Source organism: Enterobacter sp. SES19 (genome assembly GCF_011765665.1).
GTDB classification, from domain to species: domain Bacteria; phylum Pseudomonadota; class Gammaproteobacteria; order Enterobacterales; family Enterobacteriaceae; genus Enterobacter; species Enterobacter pseudoroggenkampii.
Genome location: NZ_CP050320.1, coordinates 1,969,426 through 1,986,254 on the forward strand (window position 1 = coordinate 1,969,426; position 16,829 = coordinate 1,986,254).

Below are 16,829 nucleotides of genomic sequence, written 5' to 3' on the forward strand. Positions count from 1 at the left end.
TCACTGCGCGACCCAGCCGCCATCCATATTCCACGCGGCGCCGCGAACGTTCACGGCGCTGTCGCTACACAAAAACAGCGCCAGTTCGCCCAGCTGCTCCGGGGTGACAAACTCGCCCGAAGGCTGTTTTTCTGCAAGGAGCAGATCGCGAGCCTGCTCCGGCGGTACGCCCTCAGCGATACGTTTATCGATCTGCTGCTGCACCAGCGGCGTCAGCACCCAGCCGGGACAGATCGTATTGGCGGTAATGCCGGTGCGCGCGGTTTCCAGCGCCAGCGATTTCGTAAAGCCCACTACGCCATGCTTGGCGGCCACGTAGGCGGACTTCTCTTTTGACGCGACCAGCCCGTGAACGGAGGCGATATTAATGATGCGCCCCCAGTTTTTCTCGCGCATGGCGGGCAGCGCCAGCCGGCTGGTATGAAACACCGAGGAGAGATTAATGGCGATAATGTCGTTCCATTTCTCCACCGGAAACGCGTCAACCGGGGCGACATACTGTATCCCGGCATTGTTGACAAGAATGTCCACGCCGCCAAACTGCGATTCGGCGTAGCGCATCATGGCTTCAATTTGCAACACGTCACGCAGGTCTGCATCGTGATAGCCCGGCTTTTTGCCCAGTTGCGCAATCTCTTCTCGTGCTGATTCGCTGTCGCCGAAACCGTTGAGGATCAGCTGCGCCCCGGCCTTCGCCAGCACGCGGGCGATCCCCAGACCAATGCCGCTGGTCGAGCCGGTCACCAGTGCGGTCTTACCGTTCAGATTCATCTTTCTCTCCTTACACAATGCCGGTCAGATAGAACACGGCAATGACAAAAAGCACTGCCAGACTTTTAATGATGGTGATAGCGAAAATGCCGCCGTAGGCCTGGCGATGGCTCAGGCCGGTAATCGCCAGCAAAGTAATCACCGCGCCGTTATGGGGCAGCGTATCCATACCGCCGCTCGCCATTGAGGCCACGCGGTGCAGCACCTCAAGCGGGATATTGGCGGCGTGGGCGGCGGCGACAAACGAGTCGGCCATGGCGGCGAGGGCAATACTCATCCCGCCGGACGCCGAGCCGGTGATCCCCGCAAGCACCGTCACGCTGATGGCTTCATTCAGCAGCGGATTCGGAATGGCCGCCAGCGCGTGGGATAACACCAGAAAACCGGGCAGGGCGGCGATAACCGCGCCGAAACCGTATTCCGAGGCGGTATTCATCGCCGCCAGAATGGCACCGCTCACCGCGGTCCGGCTGCCTTCAGCCAGACGCCCCCGGATATTGCGAAAGCCAAAAATCAGCACCAGCACGATACCTGAGATCAGTGCCGCTTCCACGGCCCAGATGGCGGTGATCTTGCTCACCTCGGTCACAATCGGTTTCGCCAGACCTGGCAGCGTAAGCTCGTGGGTCGTGCCGTACCAGCCGGGGATCCAGCGGGTAAACAGCAGATTCAGTATGCCCACTACCAGCAGCGGGGAGATAGCAATCAGCGGGTGAGGGAGATTAATGTTGTCCGGCGTCTCCGGTTCATTTTTCAGTTCCGTGCCGTAACCCTCGTTGTTGCTGAGCGCCTTACGACGCTGGCGCTCCAGCCAGAGCAGGCCAAAACAGATAATAAACAGCGAGCCAATCAGCCCCAGCCACGGCGCGGCCCAGGCGTTGGTACCAAAGAAGCTGGTGGGGATAATGTTCTGGATCTGCGGCGTGCCGGGCAGGGCATCCATGGTAAACGAAAATGCCCCCAGCGCCACGGTGGCCGGTATCAGCCGTTTAGGAATGCCGCTCTGGCGGAACAGTTCCGCGGCGAACGGATAAACCGCAAACGCCACCACGAACAGCGACACGCCGCCGTAGGTTAACAGCGCGCACACGAGAACAATTACCGGGATCGCGTGGCGACGGCCGAGGATCTGAATCGCCGCAGCGACGATGGACCGTGAGAAACCGGAAAGCTCAATCAGTTTGCCAAACACCGCTCCCAGCAGGAACACCGGGAAGTAGAGCTTGACGAAGCCGACCATTTTTTCCATAAACAGGCCGGTAAACGTCGGGCCGACGGCGCCCGGGTCGGTCAGCAGCACGGCGCCGAGCGCCGCAATCGGCGCAAACAAAATCACGCTGTATCCGCGATAGGCCGCCAGCATCAGCAGCGCCAGCGCCGCCAGGGCAATTAATACACTCATCACGACTCCTCACTGTCATTATTATTCGGGTACCAACGAGATGTTTAACGCTCAACGGTCAGGGCAATGCCTTGCCCGCCGCCTACGCACAGGGTGACGAGCCCTTTTTTAACGTCACGGCGCTGCATTTCGTGCAGCAGCGTCACGAGGATGCGGCAGCCGGAAGCGCCAATCGGATGACCGAGGGCGATCGCGCCGCCGTTAACGTTCACCCTGCGTTCATCCCAGCCGAGCTGCTGGCCCACCGCCAGCGCCTGGGCGGCAAAGGCTTCATTGGCTTCAATGAGGTCCACGTCATCGAGCGTCCAGCCCGCCCGCGCCAGCGCCGTCTGGCAGGCGCTGACCGGCCCGATGCCCATCACCGACGGGTCAACGCCCGTCACGGCATAGCTCACGATGCGCCCCAGAATCGGCAAACCGCTCTCCCGCGCCTTTTCGCCGCTCATCAGCAGCACCGCCGCGGCGCCGTCGTTGAGCGTAGAGGCATTTCCCGCCGTGACCGTGCCTTGCTCCTGCAAAAAGGCGGGGCGCAGCTGCGCAAGCTGCTCGGCGCTGGTGCCTGGCCGGGGCTGCTCGTCACGGCTGACAATAAGCGGCGGCTTTTTACCCTGCCTCACCGTCACCGGCGCTATCTCGGCATCAAACCGGCCCGCTTCGGCGGCGGAGGCCGCTTTTTGCTGCGACCGGGCGGCAAAGGCGTCCTGCTGCTCGCGGGAAATATCATTCTCACGGGCGACGTTTTCAGCGGTGATCCCCATGTGGTAACCGTTGAACGCGTCCCACAGACCGTCCGTAATCATGCTGTCCTGCAGGCCAGTATGGCCAAAACGCAGCCCTGAACGTGCGCCGTCCAGCAGATAAGGGGCATTGCTCATGCTCTCCTGACCGCCAGCGATAACCACATCCGCGTCGCCGCAGCGGATCGCCTGCGCGGCGAGCTGCACCGCTTTCAAGCCCGCACCGCAGACCAGGTTGACCGTTGTCGCTGGAGTGCAGACGGGCAATCCGGCGTTGATGGCCGTCTGGCGCGCAGGGTTTTGTCCGCATCCCGCCGTCAGCACCTGACCGAAAATCACCTCATCTATCGTCTCAGCTGGAAGACCGCTGTTCTCCAGCAGACGACTCACCGCTATGGCCCCCAGCTCAACCGCTGAAAGGGAAGATAGCGATCCGCGAAAACTGCCAATGGGGGTTCGCGTTGCCCCGACAATCATGACCTCTTTCATCGTGAGTCCTCAGCTGAAGCGCATCTCGCGAACGTCGTCCGCCACAATTAATTTCCCGGCGGTCTTAGCCGCAATGTCGTCGATACTGACGCCGGGGGCGTATTCCCGCAGGATGAACGCGCCGTCCGCGATCTCGAGCAGCGCGAGGTCGGTTAAGACCCGGCGGATGCAGCCCGCGCCCGTGAGCGGCAGCGTGCAGCGCGACAGCAGCTTTGACTCACCGCTTTTTGACGCGTGGGTCATTACCACAATGATGTTCTGCGCCCCGGCGACAAGATCCATCGCGCCGCCCATGCCCTTCACCATCTTTCCGGGGATCATCCACGAGGCGATATTGCCCTCGACGTCCACCTCAAACGCGCCCAGCACGGTCAGGTCAACATGGCCGCCGCGGATCATGGCAAACGACTGGGCCGAGTCGAAAATGGCCGCGCCTGTCCGTGCGGTCACGGTCTGTTTACCGGCGTTGATCATGTCGGCGTCGAGGCTCTGCTCGTCAGGAAAAGCCCCCATCCCCAGCAGTCCGTTTTCCGACTGGAGCATCACATCCATCCCGTCCGGAATGTAATTCGCCACCAGGGTAGGGATACCAATCCCCAGGTTGACGTAATACCCGTCGCGCAGCTCGCGGGCGACGCGCATGGCCATCTGTTCACGGGTTAACATCGTCCCACTCCTTCCGCGCGCAGCGTGCGCTGTTCAATGCGTTTTTCAAACTGGCCGACAATCAGCCTGTCGACGTAAATGCCCGGTGTATGAATGGCCGACGGGGGCAGCTCGCCCGGGGGAACAATCTCTTCCACCTCGACGACCGTTATCCTGCCCGCCGTTGCCATCAGCGGATTAAAGTTTTGCGCGGTATGCCGGTAGACGACGTTGCCGTACCAGTCCGCTTTCCAGCCCTTGATCAGCGCGAAATCACCGGTAATGGCCTCTTCGAGGATGTAGTGCTTACCGGCAAACTGGCGCACGTCTTTGCCAGCAGCCACGGGGGTGCCGTAGCCGGTGGCCGTGTAAAATGCCGGAATACCCGCGCCGCCCGCGCGCACCTTTTCCGCCAGCGTGCCCTGAGGCGTGAGTTCAATCTCCAGTTCACCGCTCAGCACCTGCCGCTCGAACAGCGCGTTCTCGCCGACGTAAGAGGCCACCACTTTGCGAACCTGCCGCGTTTCGAGCAGGAGCCCGAGACCGAAACCGTCCACGCCGCAGTTGTTTGATACCACCGTCAGATCTTTCACCTGACGGCGTTTGACCTCTGCAATCAGGTTCTCCGGAATCCCGCACAGGCCGAAGCCGCCCGCCAGCAAAGTCATCCCGTCCGTCAGCCCATCCAGCGCCTGCGCATAGCTGTCGACGCGCTTATCCAGTCCCGCCATCGTCATTCCTCCTCTTAACCGTGGCGGTATCATTAGGGGCGGCGACTCATTTGTTAATTTTGAATTTGTGACCCACTCATTTGGTTTTTTTATTAATTTCCTGTTAACTAAATTTTTTCAATTAGTTAACAGGATGAAAAATGAGAATGAGTGTCAAACAGTTACGCGCGTTTTTAGCGGTAGCTCACACTCTGAATTTCGCCCACGCCAGCGAACGGCTGAATCTCTCCCAGCCGGCCCTGAGCCTGACGATTAAAGCGCTGGAGGATGCGCTGGGCGGACCGCTGCTGCAGCGGAGCACGCGCAAGGTCGCGCTGACGCAGGAGGGCGAGACGTTTTTGCCGATGGCGCGGCAGCTGCTTGCCGACTGGGATAACGTCGAAGAGGCGATGCACCAGTGCTTTACCCTGCAGCGCGGTAAAATCTCGGTCGCGGCGATGCCGTCGTTTGCCGCGAATGTTCTGCCCGAGGTGCTAAAAGCGTTTCGCGATCGCCATGCCGGGATCAACGTCACCGTGCATGACGTGATTAACGAGCAGGTGATTGAGATGGTGCGGGAAGGGCGGGTCGAGATGGGCATCGCCTTTGAGCCCGCGCCCACGCACAACCTGCTGTTTACCCCGCTGGGCCTCGACCGGTTTGTGGCCATTGTGCCGAAAGATTCCCCGCTGGCGGGCAAAAAACGCCTGACATGGGAAGCGCTGCTGACGCTGGATTTCATCACCCTGCAGCGCCCCTCTGCGGTGCGTCTGATGATGGAAGAGGAGCTGGCGCGAAGCGGCAGAAAGCTGGACGTCGCGCTGGAGAGCCATCAGCTGGTGACGGTCGGGCGGATGGTCGCAAGCGGGCTGGGCGGCAGCGCCGTACCGGCACTATGCAAGACGCAGATGGCGTCGCTGGGCGCGGTCTGTATTCCGCTGGACAGTCCGCCCATTGAAAAGTGTATCGGAGTGATCCATCCCGGGCACACGCAGCTTTCAAAAGCGGCGCATGCCCTGCTGGAAACGCTGAAGGATTTTTACCAGCCCGATTAAGGGGCGAGAAACACCTGCGGCGCGGCGTGAGCCGGATGCCTACCGACGTGAACCTGTGCGCCGTACCAGCGTGCCAGCGTGTCGGCCTGCAAAACGGTTTCCGGTGCTCCCTGGGACACGATTGTGCCGCCATGCAGCAGCAGGATGCGGTCCGCCCACAGCGCCGCCAGGTTGAGGTCGTGCAGCACCGTGCACACGTGCAGATGTCCCCGGCTGGTCAGGGATTTCAGCAGGCGCAGCAGATGCTGCTGGTGATAGAGATCCAGCGCAGAGGTGGGTTCATCAAGGAACAGCCAGCCGCGCGGCGCACCGTCGCACCAGAGCTGAGCCAGCGCGCGGGCGAGCTGAACGCGCTGCTGCTCGCCGCCGGAGAGTGCGGCAAACCGCCTGCCCGCCAGCGGTAAACAGCCTGTGACGGCCATGACCTCCTCAATAACCGACGCTTCAGGCGTGTGGGTCCAGGGCGCTCGCCCCATACCGACGACCGCCTCAACCGGCCAGTCAAATCCGATCTGCGTGTTCTGGCGCATGACCGCCCGGTAGCGGGAGAGCCTGTCCGGCTGCCAGGCCGCAAGCGGTGTGCCCGCCAGGCTGCACCGTCCGCCCGCAGGTTTAAGATAGCCGGTCAGCAGCCGCAACAGCGTTGATTTTCCGGCGCCGTTGGGGCCAATCAGCGCCACCAGCTCGCCCTGAGATAAGGTCAGCGACACGTCGTTAATCAGCGTGCGTTGTCCGGCGCGAAAAACAAGGTTTTCTGCACAGTAGCGCTCAGCCATGCGCACCTCCGCGACGAAAGATAAGCCACAGGAACCACGGCGCGCCGAGAAGGCTGGTCAATAAGCCAACCGGCATTTCCGCCGGGGCGACGAGGCTGCGCGCCAGCGTATCGGCCACCAGCAGGAGTAGCGCACCGGCCAGCACCGAGCCGGGGAGCACGGCCCGATGGTCGGCCCCCAGCCACATGCGCACCAGGTGCGGCACCACCAGGCCGACAAAGCCGATCACGCCGCTGACCGCCACGGCGGCGGCCACCAGCAGGGCGCTGCACAGCAGCAGGATCCGCTGCACGGCGGCAACCTCCACGCCGAGGTAGTGCGCCTCTTCATCGCCCAGCTGCAGCAGGTTGAGGGGCCCTGCCAGACGCCAGATCGCCAGCAGGGTGGGGATCATCAGAGACGCGACGGCCAGCAGCGTCGACCACTGCGCCTGGCCGAGGCTGCCCATTCCCCAGAGGGAAAGCTGGCGAAGCTGGGCATCATTGCTGAGCCATGACAGCACGCCGACGGCCGCGCCGCACAGGGCGTTGATGGCAATGCCTACCAGCAGCAGGCGCGACAGGGAAGCGTCACGCTGCCGGCTGAGCAGGAAAATCACGACGGTGGCGGCCAGCGCGCCGAGAAACGCCGCCAGCATCGGGGCATACAGCATTACCAGGGCAGGCAGCGAGAGCGGAAGCACCACCCATAGCGCAACGGCGAGCGCCGCGCCGCTGCTGATGCCGAGCAGGCCCGGGTCCGCCAGCGGGTTGCGGAACAGCCCTTGCATCACGCAGCCTGCCAGCGCCAGTGAACCGCCGATCGCCAGCGCCAGCAGCACGCGAGGCAGGCGGATCGTCAGCCAGATCTGACGCAGCGCCTCGTCGCTGCCGTCCCACAGCAGGCTGGCCGGCAGGTGTAATGCCCCAACCCCGGTCGCTGCGAGCGTCATGACGGTCAGGATCGCGGTCAGCATCCATAACGATAAGGCTATCCGCCGGGACATCAGGGCAGTTGCTCCGCTTTGGCACGCAGCTGCCGGATGGCTTCCGGCGTTCGCACGCTGAAGCCCAGCAGCGCCATATCGTCAATCGCCAGCACCTGCCTGTTCCGTCCTGCCGGGGTTTGCGCCAGGCCGGGCAGTTTCCACAGATTCGCTTCACCGCCAAGGGCGTTGATCCCGTCCTGCGAAATCACCACAAGGTCAGGCTGGCTGGCGATCGTGCCCTCCTGAGACAGCGGCTGATAGCGGGTGAACCCCTGCATGGCGTTCTGCAGGCCCGCCGCACGAATGGCCGCGTCCGCGCCGGTCTGTTGTCCGGCAGCCATGGCGGTCATCCCGCCGTGGTTAAGAATAAACAGCACCCGCTTATTGAGCGGTGACGCGGGAAGCGCCGACAGCGCCTGGCGCAGCGTGCTGCGCAGGACCTCTCCCTCGGCCTCTCGGTGCGTCGCTTCAGCGACGATCCGCACCTTTTCATCAATGACGTTCAGGTCGTTACCGGCAGGAATAGCGATTACCCGGACGTGGCTTTGCTCAACCTGCTTTAGCGCCAGAGACGGCTGCGCCTGGGCGCTGGCCAGCACCAGCGTGGGGCGCATGGACAAAATCCCCTCCGCATTGAGCTGGCGCAGATAGCCCACGTCAGGCAGGTCGTTCGCCGCCTGCGGCCACTGGCTGGTGCTGTCGCGGGCCACCAGCGAAGACGCCGCGCCGAGGGCGTAGACGATCTCGGTGACGTCGCCGCCGAGGGTAACGATTTTCTCCTGCGGCGCAGCAAACGCCAGCAGGGGCAGGGCGCTGAGCAGGGCAAGCCACCGTTTCATGCCGCCAGCCCTTTCGCCGTTAAGGCGTCAATCTGGCTGCGCCACTGGTTCTGCTCCGGTTCGCCTTCCGTACGCTGGCCGTACAGCTGGGCGATCTGCGTTCCATCGGCGGCAAACAGCTCCAGGCTGGTGACATGCCCGTCAGCCGTCGGCTTGCGCGTGACCCACGTCTCCGCAATGGCGTCTTCCAGCAGGTGCAGGGTAAAGGTTGGGTTAAAGATGTTCAGCCAGCCTTTCATCGGCGTCAGCTTTTCCACCGCGCCGGTGAAAATCTGCACGCAGCCGCGGTTGCCTACGAAGACCATGATTTCGTTACCGTCCCGGCGCGCCGCTTCCAGCAGCTGCGCCAGCGCGGTGTTTTCTACCCGGCAGGCCAGATCGTCACCCACCAGGCGAAACGCCTGCTGGCGGCTGAGATTATGACGTTTGAGCAGGCTGAAGAACTGATGAACGTCGGTCATGGCGCGCCACTCGTTATCCACGAGAGCAGCCTCCGCATTTTCCGCGTGAGCAGGGGCATCGGGGACCTTCAATGCCAGCGGCGGGTTGTCGGCAAAGATAAAGCGGGTCAGCACGTCGCCCCAGGCGGAAACGTCGGTGTTATCCGTGGCGTAGACCTTCAGCAGGGCATCGCCATGGTGATCGAAGAACTGAATGCTCTGCCGCTCGCCGCGGGCGGTGGCTTCACTGATGTGAAACGCGCTCGCCCACTGGTTGAGGAACAGGCGCAGATCCAGCGCGCGCGGGTTCAGCACCAGCCCAGCGTGGCCGTTCAGGTGCTGGTTGGTGAAGTTCCCGACCTGTTCGTGAACGGCGTAGTCGTTGCGGCAGATACATTTGGTTTCGCCCACCGCCTCCAGCGCGCCCAGGATCTCGCGGATGTCACCGCGCAGTCGCCAGGCATCGTGACCCACGCGGGCAAAGGTCAACTCTGCTTCACTGATGTTCATTAACCCCGCGACGTCGCGCGCGTACTTACCCGGATTGGCTTCTTTTAGCTCAAGCCAGCGCGTGTAGTGATTCATTGTCTCTTCCTTCTGAAAAGTTGCCCCGAAGGGAATTACCACTGATAGCTTACGAAAATCTTGCCGTTACGACCGTCCTGTGGAATGCCCTGAGGTGACCAGTACGCTTTGTCGAAGGCGTTGCCGAGTACCAGCGTGGTGGTCACGCCTTTGAGTCGCTCCTGGCCTTTGTAGCTGACATAGAAGTCGTTGACCGCATAGCCCGGCTGCTCGCTGTAGCTGCTGCTGATATGCGTTGAGCGATCGACAAAGGTCCCAATCCAGCCGACGGAGAACCCGCTTTGCGCCACCGGAACGTCCAGCTTGCTGGTGACGGTATCCGGGTTGATGCTGGAGATGTACTCGCCCGTATCGGTGTCTTTCCCGCGCGTGCGGTTATAGGCCAGGTCGAGGCTGAAGAGGTCGGCCGAGTATTTTGCCATCATGTCCCAGCCCCAGATTTTGGCGTTCGGGACGTTATAAGACATGGTGGTTGCCGCCGCGAAATCGACGGTGGTGGAGATATAGTCTTTGGCTTTGGTATCGAAATAGCTGGCTTTAAACTCCAGCGCATCGTTGGCAAGCATCAGATCGTCAAAGCGCAGGCCAAAACCAAACTCCTGCGTTTCGTTGGTTTCCGGGCGCAGGTTCGGGTTCGGCACCCAGTAGTTGGTATAGAAGCGGCCAATGGAGAAGTGTTTGGCGTCGTTATACATCTCGCCCATGGTCGGCGCGCGGAAGGCCTGCGCGTAAGAGCCAAACAGCATCAGCCAGTCGGTTGGGCTGACGGTTAACCCGGCGCGGGAAGACCACTTATCGGCATCCACATCGTTGTAGCCGTCGCTGCTGCCGCGGTAGTTGTCATAGCGCGTGCCGCCCAGCAGGGTAACAGGCAGATCGCGCAGGGTGATCTCATCCTGCAGCCAGCCGGAGCTGAAGTCGATTTTCGCGTCCGGGAAGCCGGTGGTTGCCCCGCCCGGATGCTGCTCCTGACGATAGTATTCTCCGCCGTAGGTCAGAAGGTGTGCTGCAACGGTGTCGCTGAACAGGCGGGTGCGGTTTTCCACCTTACCGCCTTTGGTGGTCTGCTTGCGGAACTCGCCGCTGTTGTCGATATTCTGGGCATTAATGCGCGCTTCGGACCAGTAGACCTTCGCGTCGGCGTTCAGCCAGTCGTTACCTTCCGGGGCGATGCGGTAGCCCACCTGCGCGTCACGCTGAATGGTGGAGCGATCGGTCATCGGGTTGCTGCTGTCCGCCCCGGTGGTTTGCGGGTTTTTCGGCTCCTGAGCGGCGTTATTGTAGTAGCGCAGGGAGCCGCTCAGGGTCTGGGCCGGGTCGAGTTTCCAGCTGCCTTTCGCCAGCATGTTGTTGATGGATTCGTCGTTAGGGGCGGTTGCTCCGTCGCTCTGGCGGATGTCACCGCGATCCCGGCTGGACCAGGCCACCAGACCGTCCAGGGTGTCGGTGCGGCCGTAGGCGCTGGCCCCCATCCCGAGGCTATGATCGCCCGTCGCGCCTGTTCCAAACACGCGGTAGCCGCTGTTATTACCCGGTTCGAGCAGATCGTTGGCGTCGGCGGTGTCATAGGAGATCACGCCGCCCAGCGCGCCGCTGCCGTACAGCAGGGCCGACGGGCCGCGAACCACTTCGATACGTTTAATCAGCGCCGGATCGAGGAAGGTGCTGTTCAGGTGGCCGGTATCGGTCCCCTGGCGCACGCCGTCAACCAGCACCAGCACGCCGCGACGGTCATAGCCGCGCAGGTTGACGTCCTGCCCGTTGGTGCGCCCGGTGCCGTCCAGCGTCAGACCGGGGACGTTACGCAGCAGTTCGGCCGCCGAGCTGGCGGTTTGTTTCTCCGGCGCGCTGGCGTCAATCACGCTCACCATCATAGGGGCTTCAAAGGCGCTGCGGGCGTTGCCCGTGGCGGTGACGGTAATGTCGTCTGCGGCGGCGAACGCGACGCCCGGCAGGGTGCTGACAATCGCCAGCGCCAGAAGTGACGGACGTAAAGATGTGGAAGGTAGGTGTGGCATAGCAACTCTCCATAAGAAGTGAAAAGCGCTGGCTGCCTGGGAGTTACCTGGGTGGCTGGCGAAGTTTTTTGTGTTGTTTATTTTGTGAGGATCAGTTTTCCGGCATGGGTCTGGCGCAGCAGATAGCGCTGGCCGTCATGCTCGATAATGACCCGGCCCTCATCGCCGAGCAGGGTTTTGCTGTCAATCCGACGCTCGGTAGGGGCTGGTGCTGTGTCTGTTTTTGCTGGCGTTGCCGCGCTGTTATCCGTACGTGACATAATGTTTATAAATAACAATCAATGTAACAATGATAATCATTATCAATAAACTGCAAATTCACGGCAAGCATTTTTGTGAAAAAAGGGTGAGGGGATCAAATTTGGGGTGAGATGCGGTCTGATGCCCTCACCCCAACCCTCTCCCACAGGGAGAGGGAGAAGGACTGGATTTTAAAAGCGTGTGTCCACGGCTGCTGCGAGTTTCTCCAGCAGCAGTTCGCTGTCTTCCCAGCTCAGGCACGGGTCGGTGATCGACTGGCCGTACACCATCTGCTGTCCGGCAACGATTTTCTGCGTGCCTTCTTTGATAAAACTCTCGGCCATAATCCCTGCAACGGCGGTTGAACCGCTGCGGATCTGCTGGCAGATCTCGTCGCAGACGTCCAGCTGGCGGCGATGCTGCTTCTGGCAGTTGCCGTGGCTGAAATCCACCACCAGATGTTCCGGCAGGTCGAACTCGGCCAGCGTTTCACAGGCCGCCGCAATATCTTCTGCATGGTAATTGGGTTTCTTCCCGCCGCGCATAATGATGTGCCCGTACGGGTTACCGCTGGTCTGGTAGATGGTCATATGACCGCTTTTGTCCGGCGACAGGAACATGTGGCTGGCACGGGCTGCGCGGATGGCATCAACCGCGATACGGGTGTTGCCATCGGTCCCGTTTTTAAAGCCGACCGGACAGGAGAGGGCGGAGGCCATCTCACGGTGGATCTGGCTTTCGGTGGTGCGTGCGCCAATCGCGCCCCAGCTGATCAGATCGGCGATAAACTGCCCGGTCACCATATCGAGAAACTCGGTCGCCGTCGGCACGCCCAGCTCGTTGACCTGTAAAAGCAGCTTCCGCGCCAGCTCGATACCGTGGTTCACGCGATAGCTGCCGTTGAGGTCAGGATCGGAAATCAGCCCTTTCCAGCCCACCACGGTGCGCGGTTTTTCAAAGTAGGTGCGCATGACGATCTCAAGGCGATGCTGGTACTTATCCCGCAGTCCCTGAAGTCGTTTTGCATAATCCATCGCGGCATCCAGAGCGTGGATGGAGCAAGGCCCAATCACCACCAGAAGACGTTTGTCTTCACCATTCAGGATTTTTTCAATGCGGCGGCGGGAAGCCGTCACGTGTTCCGCGACGGCGGCGGAAACAGGATGCCGCTGGGCCAGTTCAGCCGGCGTGACAAGGCTGTCAATGCGCGCAGTGCGGAGTTCATCGGTTTTATTCATGGAATGTCTCAGAAAATTTTTGCTTCATCGGCAGACTACCGGGAAGTGATGGGCATCACCTTAAACCAATCCCTGCTGATTTCAAGTTCGGGGCGACACCGCCCCGTGGTTGCAGATGATGATACCTGAATCTGAGCTAATGTACTAGCATATTAGTACATGCGGCGATTAAGCCCCATGATGTCGAGAATTTTGGTGGCAATTTCTTCAACCGAATAGTTGGTGCTGTTCAGCCACGGGATCTGGTTTTTGCGGTACAGCGCTTCCACTTCGGAGACCTCCATACGGCACTGGCGCATAGAGGCGTAGCGGCTGTTCTCGCGGCGCTCTTCGCGGATGGCCGCAAGGCGTTCCGGGTTGATCGTCAGGCCGAACAGCTTGTGCTGCAGCGGCTTAAGGGCGGCAGGCAGCACCAGGTTATCCATGTCATCAGCGATAAACGGGTAGTTTGCGGCGCGAATGCCAAACTGCATCGCCAGATAGAGGCTGGTCGGGGTTTTGCCGCAGCGCGACACGCCAAGCAGGATCACCTGCGCCTGGTCGAGATTACGCAGAGAGATACCGTCATCATGTGCAAGGGTGTAGTCAATGGCGGCGATACGCGCGTCGTACTTGGTCAGGTTGCCGGGGTTCAGCCCGTGGGTGCGGTGGGCGATAGGCGTCGGATCGAGCTTAAGTTCGCTTTGCAGCGGAGCCACCAGCGCCTGCACGATATCCTGGCAGAAGCCTTCACTTTGCAGAATGATGGAGCGAATCTCGGGGATCACGATCGAGTAGAACACCAGCGGGCGGACGCCGGTCTGCTGGTAGATGGCGTCAATCTGGTCCTTCACCGCTTTGGCGCGGCTCTCGTTTTCGACAAACGGCAGCGTGATGCTGTTTATCGAAACGGGAAACTGCGACATCACCGCGTGGCCCAGGACCTCGGCGGTGATCGCCGTACCATCAGAAATATAAAAAACGTGGCGATCGACAGCACTATCCATTTTACTCACCCTGAATATCAGACCTAATTGTCTGAAAGCATAAATTAAAAAAGTAAATTACACAGCAAAGAACTTATCTTAATTATAAATGAAACGGCGTTTTTGATTTTCCTGAAAAGTGGATTTCATTTTTCAAATAGCGACTTTATTTTTGGGGTTTCTGGCTGAAAATATAGGAATCATCGGGTTAATGCCTGGTGGGAAAGTATCCGAAAAGTTGAAATTTTAAATTGCTTACACGATTCACCGTTTTTTTAGCGCTAATAAATATGCCAGTATAAATACGTAGTCAGGTGTTACTTACTCCGATCAAATATCACAAAAGGATTGTTTCGATGTCCAACAATGGCTCGTCACCGCTGGTGCTTTGGTATAACCAACTCGGCATGAATGATGTAGACAGAGTTGGGGGCAAAAATGCCTCCCTGGGTGAAATGATTACAAATCTGTCGGGTATGGGTGTCTCCGTACCGAACGGGTTTGCCACCACCGCCGATGCCTTTAACCTGTTTTTAGACCAGAGCGGTGTTAACCAGCGCATTTACGACCTGCTGGATAAAACGGATATTGATGACGTTACCGAGCTTGCCAAGGCCGGGGCGCAGATCCGCCAGTGGATCATCGACACACCTTTCCAGCCGGAACTGGAAAAAGCCATTCACGACGCGTACAACCAGCTCTCTGCTGACGATGCGCAGGCCTCCTTTGCCGTGCGTTCCTCTGCAACCGCAGAAGATATGCCGGACGCCTCGTTTGCCGGGCAGCAGGAAACCTTCCTGAACGTCCAGGGTTACGATGCGGTGCTGGTGGCGGTGAAGCACGTTTTTGCTTCCCTGTTCAACGACCGCGCCATCTCCTATCGCGTGCACCAGGGCTACGACCATCGCGGCGTCGCGCTCTCCGCTGGCGTGCAGCGCATGGTGCGCTCGGACGTGGGCTCATCCGGCGTGATGTTCTCCATTGATACCGAATCCGGCTTCGACCAGGTGGTGTTTATCACCTCCGCGTGGGGTCTGGGTGAGATGGTCGTGCAGGGCGCGGTAAACCCTGACGAATTCTATGTCCACAAGCCTACGCTGGCCGCTGGCCGTCCGTCGGTGGTGCGCCGCACCATGGGCTCGAAAAAAATCCGCATGATCTATGCCCCGACCCAGGAGCATGGCAAGCAGGTTAAAATTGAAGATGTACCGCAGGAACAGCGCGACCGATTCTCCCTGACCGACGCCGAAGTGCAGGAGCTGGCGAAGCAGGCGGTGCAGATTGAAAAACACTACGGCCGTCCGATGGATATCGAATGGGCGAAAGACGGGAACACCGGCAAGCTGTTTATCGTGCAGGCGCGTCCGGAAACCGTCCGCTCACGCGGTCAGGTAATGGAGCGTTATACGCTGCACGCCCAGGGCAAAATCGTGGCGGAAGGCCGTGCCATCGGTCACCGCATCGGTGCCGGTCCGGTCAAAGTGATCCACGACATCAGCGAGATGAACCGTATTGAGCCAGGCGACGTGCTGGTGACCGACATGACCGACCCGGACTGGGAACCGATCATGAAGAAAGCGGCGGCTATCGTCACCAACCGCGGCGGCCGTACCTGTCACGCGGCGATCATTGCCCGCGAGCTGGGTATCCCTGCGGTTGTCGGCTGCGGTGACGCCACCGAGCGCATGAAGGACGGACAGAACGTGACCGTCTCCTGTGCCGAAGGCGATACCGGCTACGTGTACGCCGATATCCTCGACTTCAGCGTGAAGAGCTCAAGCGTAGATACCATGCCGGACCTGCCGCTGAAGATCATGATGAACGTCGGTAACCCGGATCGCGCGTTTGACTTCGCCTGCCTGCCGAACGAAGGCGTAGGCCTGGCGCGTCTGGAATTTATCATCAACCGTATGATCGGCGTTCACCCGCGTGCGCTGCTGGAGTTTGACGCTCAGGATCCGAAGCTGCAGAACGAAATCCGCGAGATGATGAAAGGCTACGACTCGCCGAAAGAGTTCTACGTCGGCCGTCTGACCGAAGGGATCGCGACGCTGGGCGCCGCCTTCTATCCGAAACGCGTGATCGTGCGTCTGTCTGACTTTAAGTCTAACGAATACGCCAACCTGGTCGGCGGCGAGCGCTACGAGCCGGAAGAAGAGAACCCGATGCTGGGCTTCCGCGGGGCCGGACGCTACGTGTCCGACAGCTTCCGCGACTGCTTCGCGCTGGAGTGTGAGGCGGTGAAGCGCGTGCGCAACGACATGGGGCTGACCAACGTGGAGATCATGATCCCGTTCGTACGTACCGTAGATCAGGCGAAAGCGGTTGTGGACGAGCTGGCGCGTCAGGGGCTGAAGCGCGGCGAGAACGGGCTGAAGATCATCATGATGTGTGAAATTCCGTCCAACGCCCTGCTGGCCGAGCAGTTCCTGGAGCACTTCGACGGCTTCTCTATCGGTTCGAACGACATGACGCAGCTGACGCTGGGTCTGGACCGCGATTCCGGCGTGGTCTCCGAGCTGTTCGACGAGCGTAACGAGGCGGTGAAAGCGCTGCTCTCCATGTCCATCCGTGCGGCGAAGAAGCAGGGTAAATACGTTGGGATTTGTGGTCAGGGTCCATCCGACCATGAAGACTTTGCCGCATGGCTGATGGAAGAGGGGATTGATAGCCTGTCCCTGAACCCGGACACCGTGGTGCAAACCTGGCTGAGCCTGGCGGAACTGAACAAGTAACGCCGCGTTGACCCGAAAAGGCGAGGATATTATTCCTCGCCTTTTTTATTTCCCCCTCTTATTTGCTCCCCATCACAAATAAAGTAAAAAACCAAATATCATAATTTGCCTGTCAATTTAGACAATTGTTAGCGCGCAAACCGTTGCTAATACTTGAGCCTTACATGCGCATTTCCCTTCAGATGATGCGCAACTGGTTGAAATACGTTTTAACCTG

15 protein-coding genes are annotated in these 16,829 nt (G+C 60.1%); 2 read left to right on the forward strand and 13 right to left on the reverse strand.

Annotation, left to right across the window (positions count from 1 at the left end):
- From GXP72_RS09385 to GXP72_RS09405, 5 genes are read right to left on the reverse strand one after another with little or no spacing between them, the layout of a single operon-like run.
- The gene (locus GXP72_RS09385; RefSeq protein ID WP_048991578.1) at positions 1–771 is read right to left on the reverse strand and encodes a 3-hydroxybutyrate dehydrogenase; all 771 of its coding nucleotides are present in this window, start codon (positions 769–771) and stop codon (positions 1–3) included.
- Between the two features lie 10 nt (positions 772–781).
- Positions 782–2,176 (reverse strand): GntP family permease, encoded by a 1,395-nt coding sequence (locus GXP72_RS09390; protein WP_208763791.1) that lies wholly within the window; start codon positions 2,174–2,176, stop codon positions 782–784.
- A gap of 41 nt (positions 2,177–2,217) precedes the next feature.
- Positions 2,218–3,399 (reverse strand): acetyl-CoA C-acetyltransferase, encoded by a 1,182-nt coding sequence (locus GXP72_RS09395; protein ID WP_208763792.1) that lies wholly within the window; start codon positions 3,397–3,399, stop codon positions 2,218–2,220.
- A gap of 9 nt (positions 3,400–3,408) precedes the next feature.
- Positions 3,409–4,065: a CoA transferase subunit B gene (locus tag GXP72_RS09400; RefSeq protein WP_032650952.1), complete on the reverse strand. Its 657-nt coding sequence runs from the start codon at positions 4,063–4,065 to the stop codon at positions 3,409–3,411.
- The gene (locus GXP72_RS09405) at positions 4,059–4,775 is read right to left on the reverse strand and encodes a CoA transferase subunit A (protein WP_208763793.1); all 717 of its coding nucleotides are present in this window, start codon (positions 4,773–4,775) and stop codon (positions 4,059–4,061) included. The genes GXP72_RS09400 and GXP72_RS09405 overlap by 7 nt, the downstream gene beginning before the upstream one ends.
- 140 nt (positions 4,776–4,915) lie before the next feature.
- On the opposite strand from GXP72_RS09405, the gene GXP72_RS09410 reads away from it, so the two are divergent.
- Complete coding sequence (locus tag GXP72_RS09410) at positions 4,916–5,809, forward strand: LysR family transcriptional regulator (protein ID WP_032645461.1); 894 nt, start codon at positions 4,916–4,918, stop codon at positions 5,807–5,809.
- On the opposite strand, the gene GXP72_RS09415 is transcribed toward GXP72_RS09410, so the two are convergent.
- The 8 genes from GXP72_RS09415 to GXP72_RS09450 form a co-directional block, all read right to left on the reverse strand.
- The gene (locus GXP72_RS09415; protein ID WP_024909419.1) at positions 5,806–6,585 is read right to left on the reverse strand and encodes a heme ABC transporter ATP-binding protein; all 780 of its coding nucleotides are present in this window, start codon (positions 6,583–6,585) and stop codon (positions 5,806–5,808) included. The genes GXP72_RS09410 and GXP72_RS09415 overlap by 4 nt on opposite strands.
- On the reverse strand, positions 6,578–7,570 hold the full coding sequence (locus GXP72_RS09420) for an iron ABC transporter permease (protein ID WP_090417292.1): 993 nt from the start codon (positions 7,568–7,570) through the stop codon (positions 6,578–6,580). Before GXP72_RS09420 ends, GXP72_RS09415 begins: the two co-directional genes overlap by 8 nt.
- Complete coding sequence (locus GXP72_RS09425) at positions 7,570–8,391, reverse strand: hemin ABC transporter substrate-binding protein (protein ID WP_024909417.1); 822 nt, start codon at positions 8,389–8,391, stop codon at positions 7,570–7,572. Before GXP72_RS09425 ends, GXP72_RS09420 begins: the two co-directional genes overlap by 1 nt.
- The gene (chuS, locus tag GXP72_RS09430) at positions 8,388–9,416 is read right to left on the reverse strand and encodes a hematinate-forming heme oxygenase ChuS (RefSeq protein WP_024909416.1); all 1,029 of its coding nucleotides are present in this window, start codon (positions 9,414–9,416) and stop codon (positions 8,388–8,390) included. Before chuS ends, GXP72_RS09425 begins: the two co-directional genes overlap by 4 nt.
- Before the next feature lie 35 nt (positions 9,417–9,451).
- Complete coding sequence (locus GXP72_RS09435) at positions 9,452–11,434, reverse strand: TonB-dependent hemoglobin/transferrin/lactoferrin family receptor (protein ID WP_090417290.1); 1,983 nt, start codon at positions 11,432–11,434, stop codon at positions 9,452–9,454.
- Positions 11,435–11,511: 77 nt separating this feature from the next.
- Positions 11,512–11,694 carry a hemin uptake protein HemP gene (gene hemP / locus GXP72_RS09440; protein ID WP_024909414.1) on the reverse strand — a complete coding sequence of 61 codons (183 nt, stop codon included), beginning with the start codon at positions 11,692–11,694 and terminating at the stop codon, positions 11,512–11,514.
- Between the two features lie 171 nt (positions 11,695–11,865).
- Positions 11,866–12,912, reverse strand: coding sequence for a 3-deoxy-7-phosphoheptulonate synthase AroH (gene aroH, locus GXP72_RS09445; protein ID WP_061715443.1), 1,047 nt, complete (start codon positions 12,910–12,912; stop codon positions 11,866–11,868).
- A gap of 152 nt (positions 12,913–13,064) precedes the next feature.
- Complete coding sequence (locus GXP72_RS09450) at positions 13,065–13,898, reverse strand: pyruvate, water dikinase regulatory protein (RefSeq protein ID WP_023311315.1); 834 nt, start codon at positions 13,896–13,898, stop codon at positions 13,065–13,067.
- A 335-nt stretch (positions 13,899–14,233) separates the two neighbouring features.
- Here GXP72_RS09450 and ppsA point away from each other — a divergent pair, with 335 nt between their 5' ends.
- Entirely contained in the window at positions 14,234–16,612 is a 2,379-nt protein-coding gene (gene ppsA, locus GXP72_RS09455; RefSeq protein WP_090417288.1) for a phosphoenolpyruvate synthase, read from the forward strand.
- Positions 16,613–16,829 lie beyond the last annotated feature (217 nt).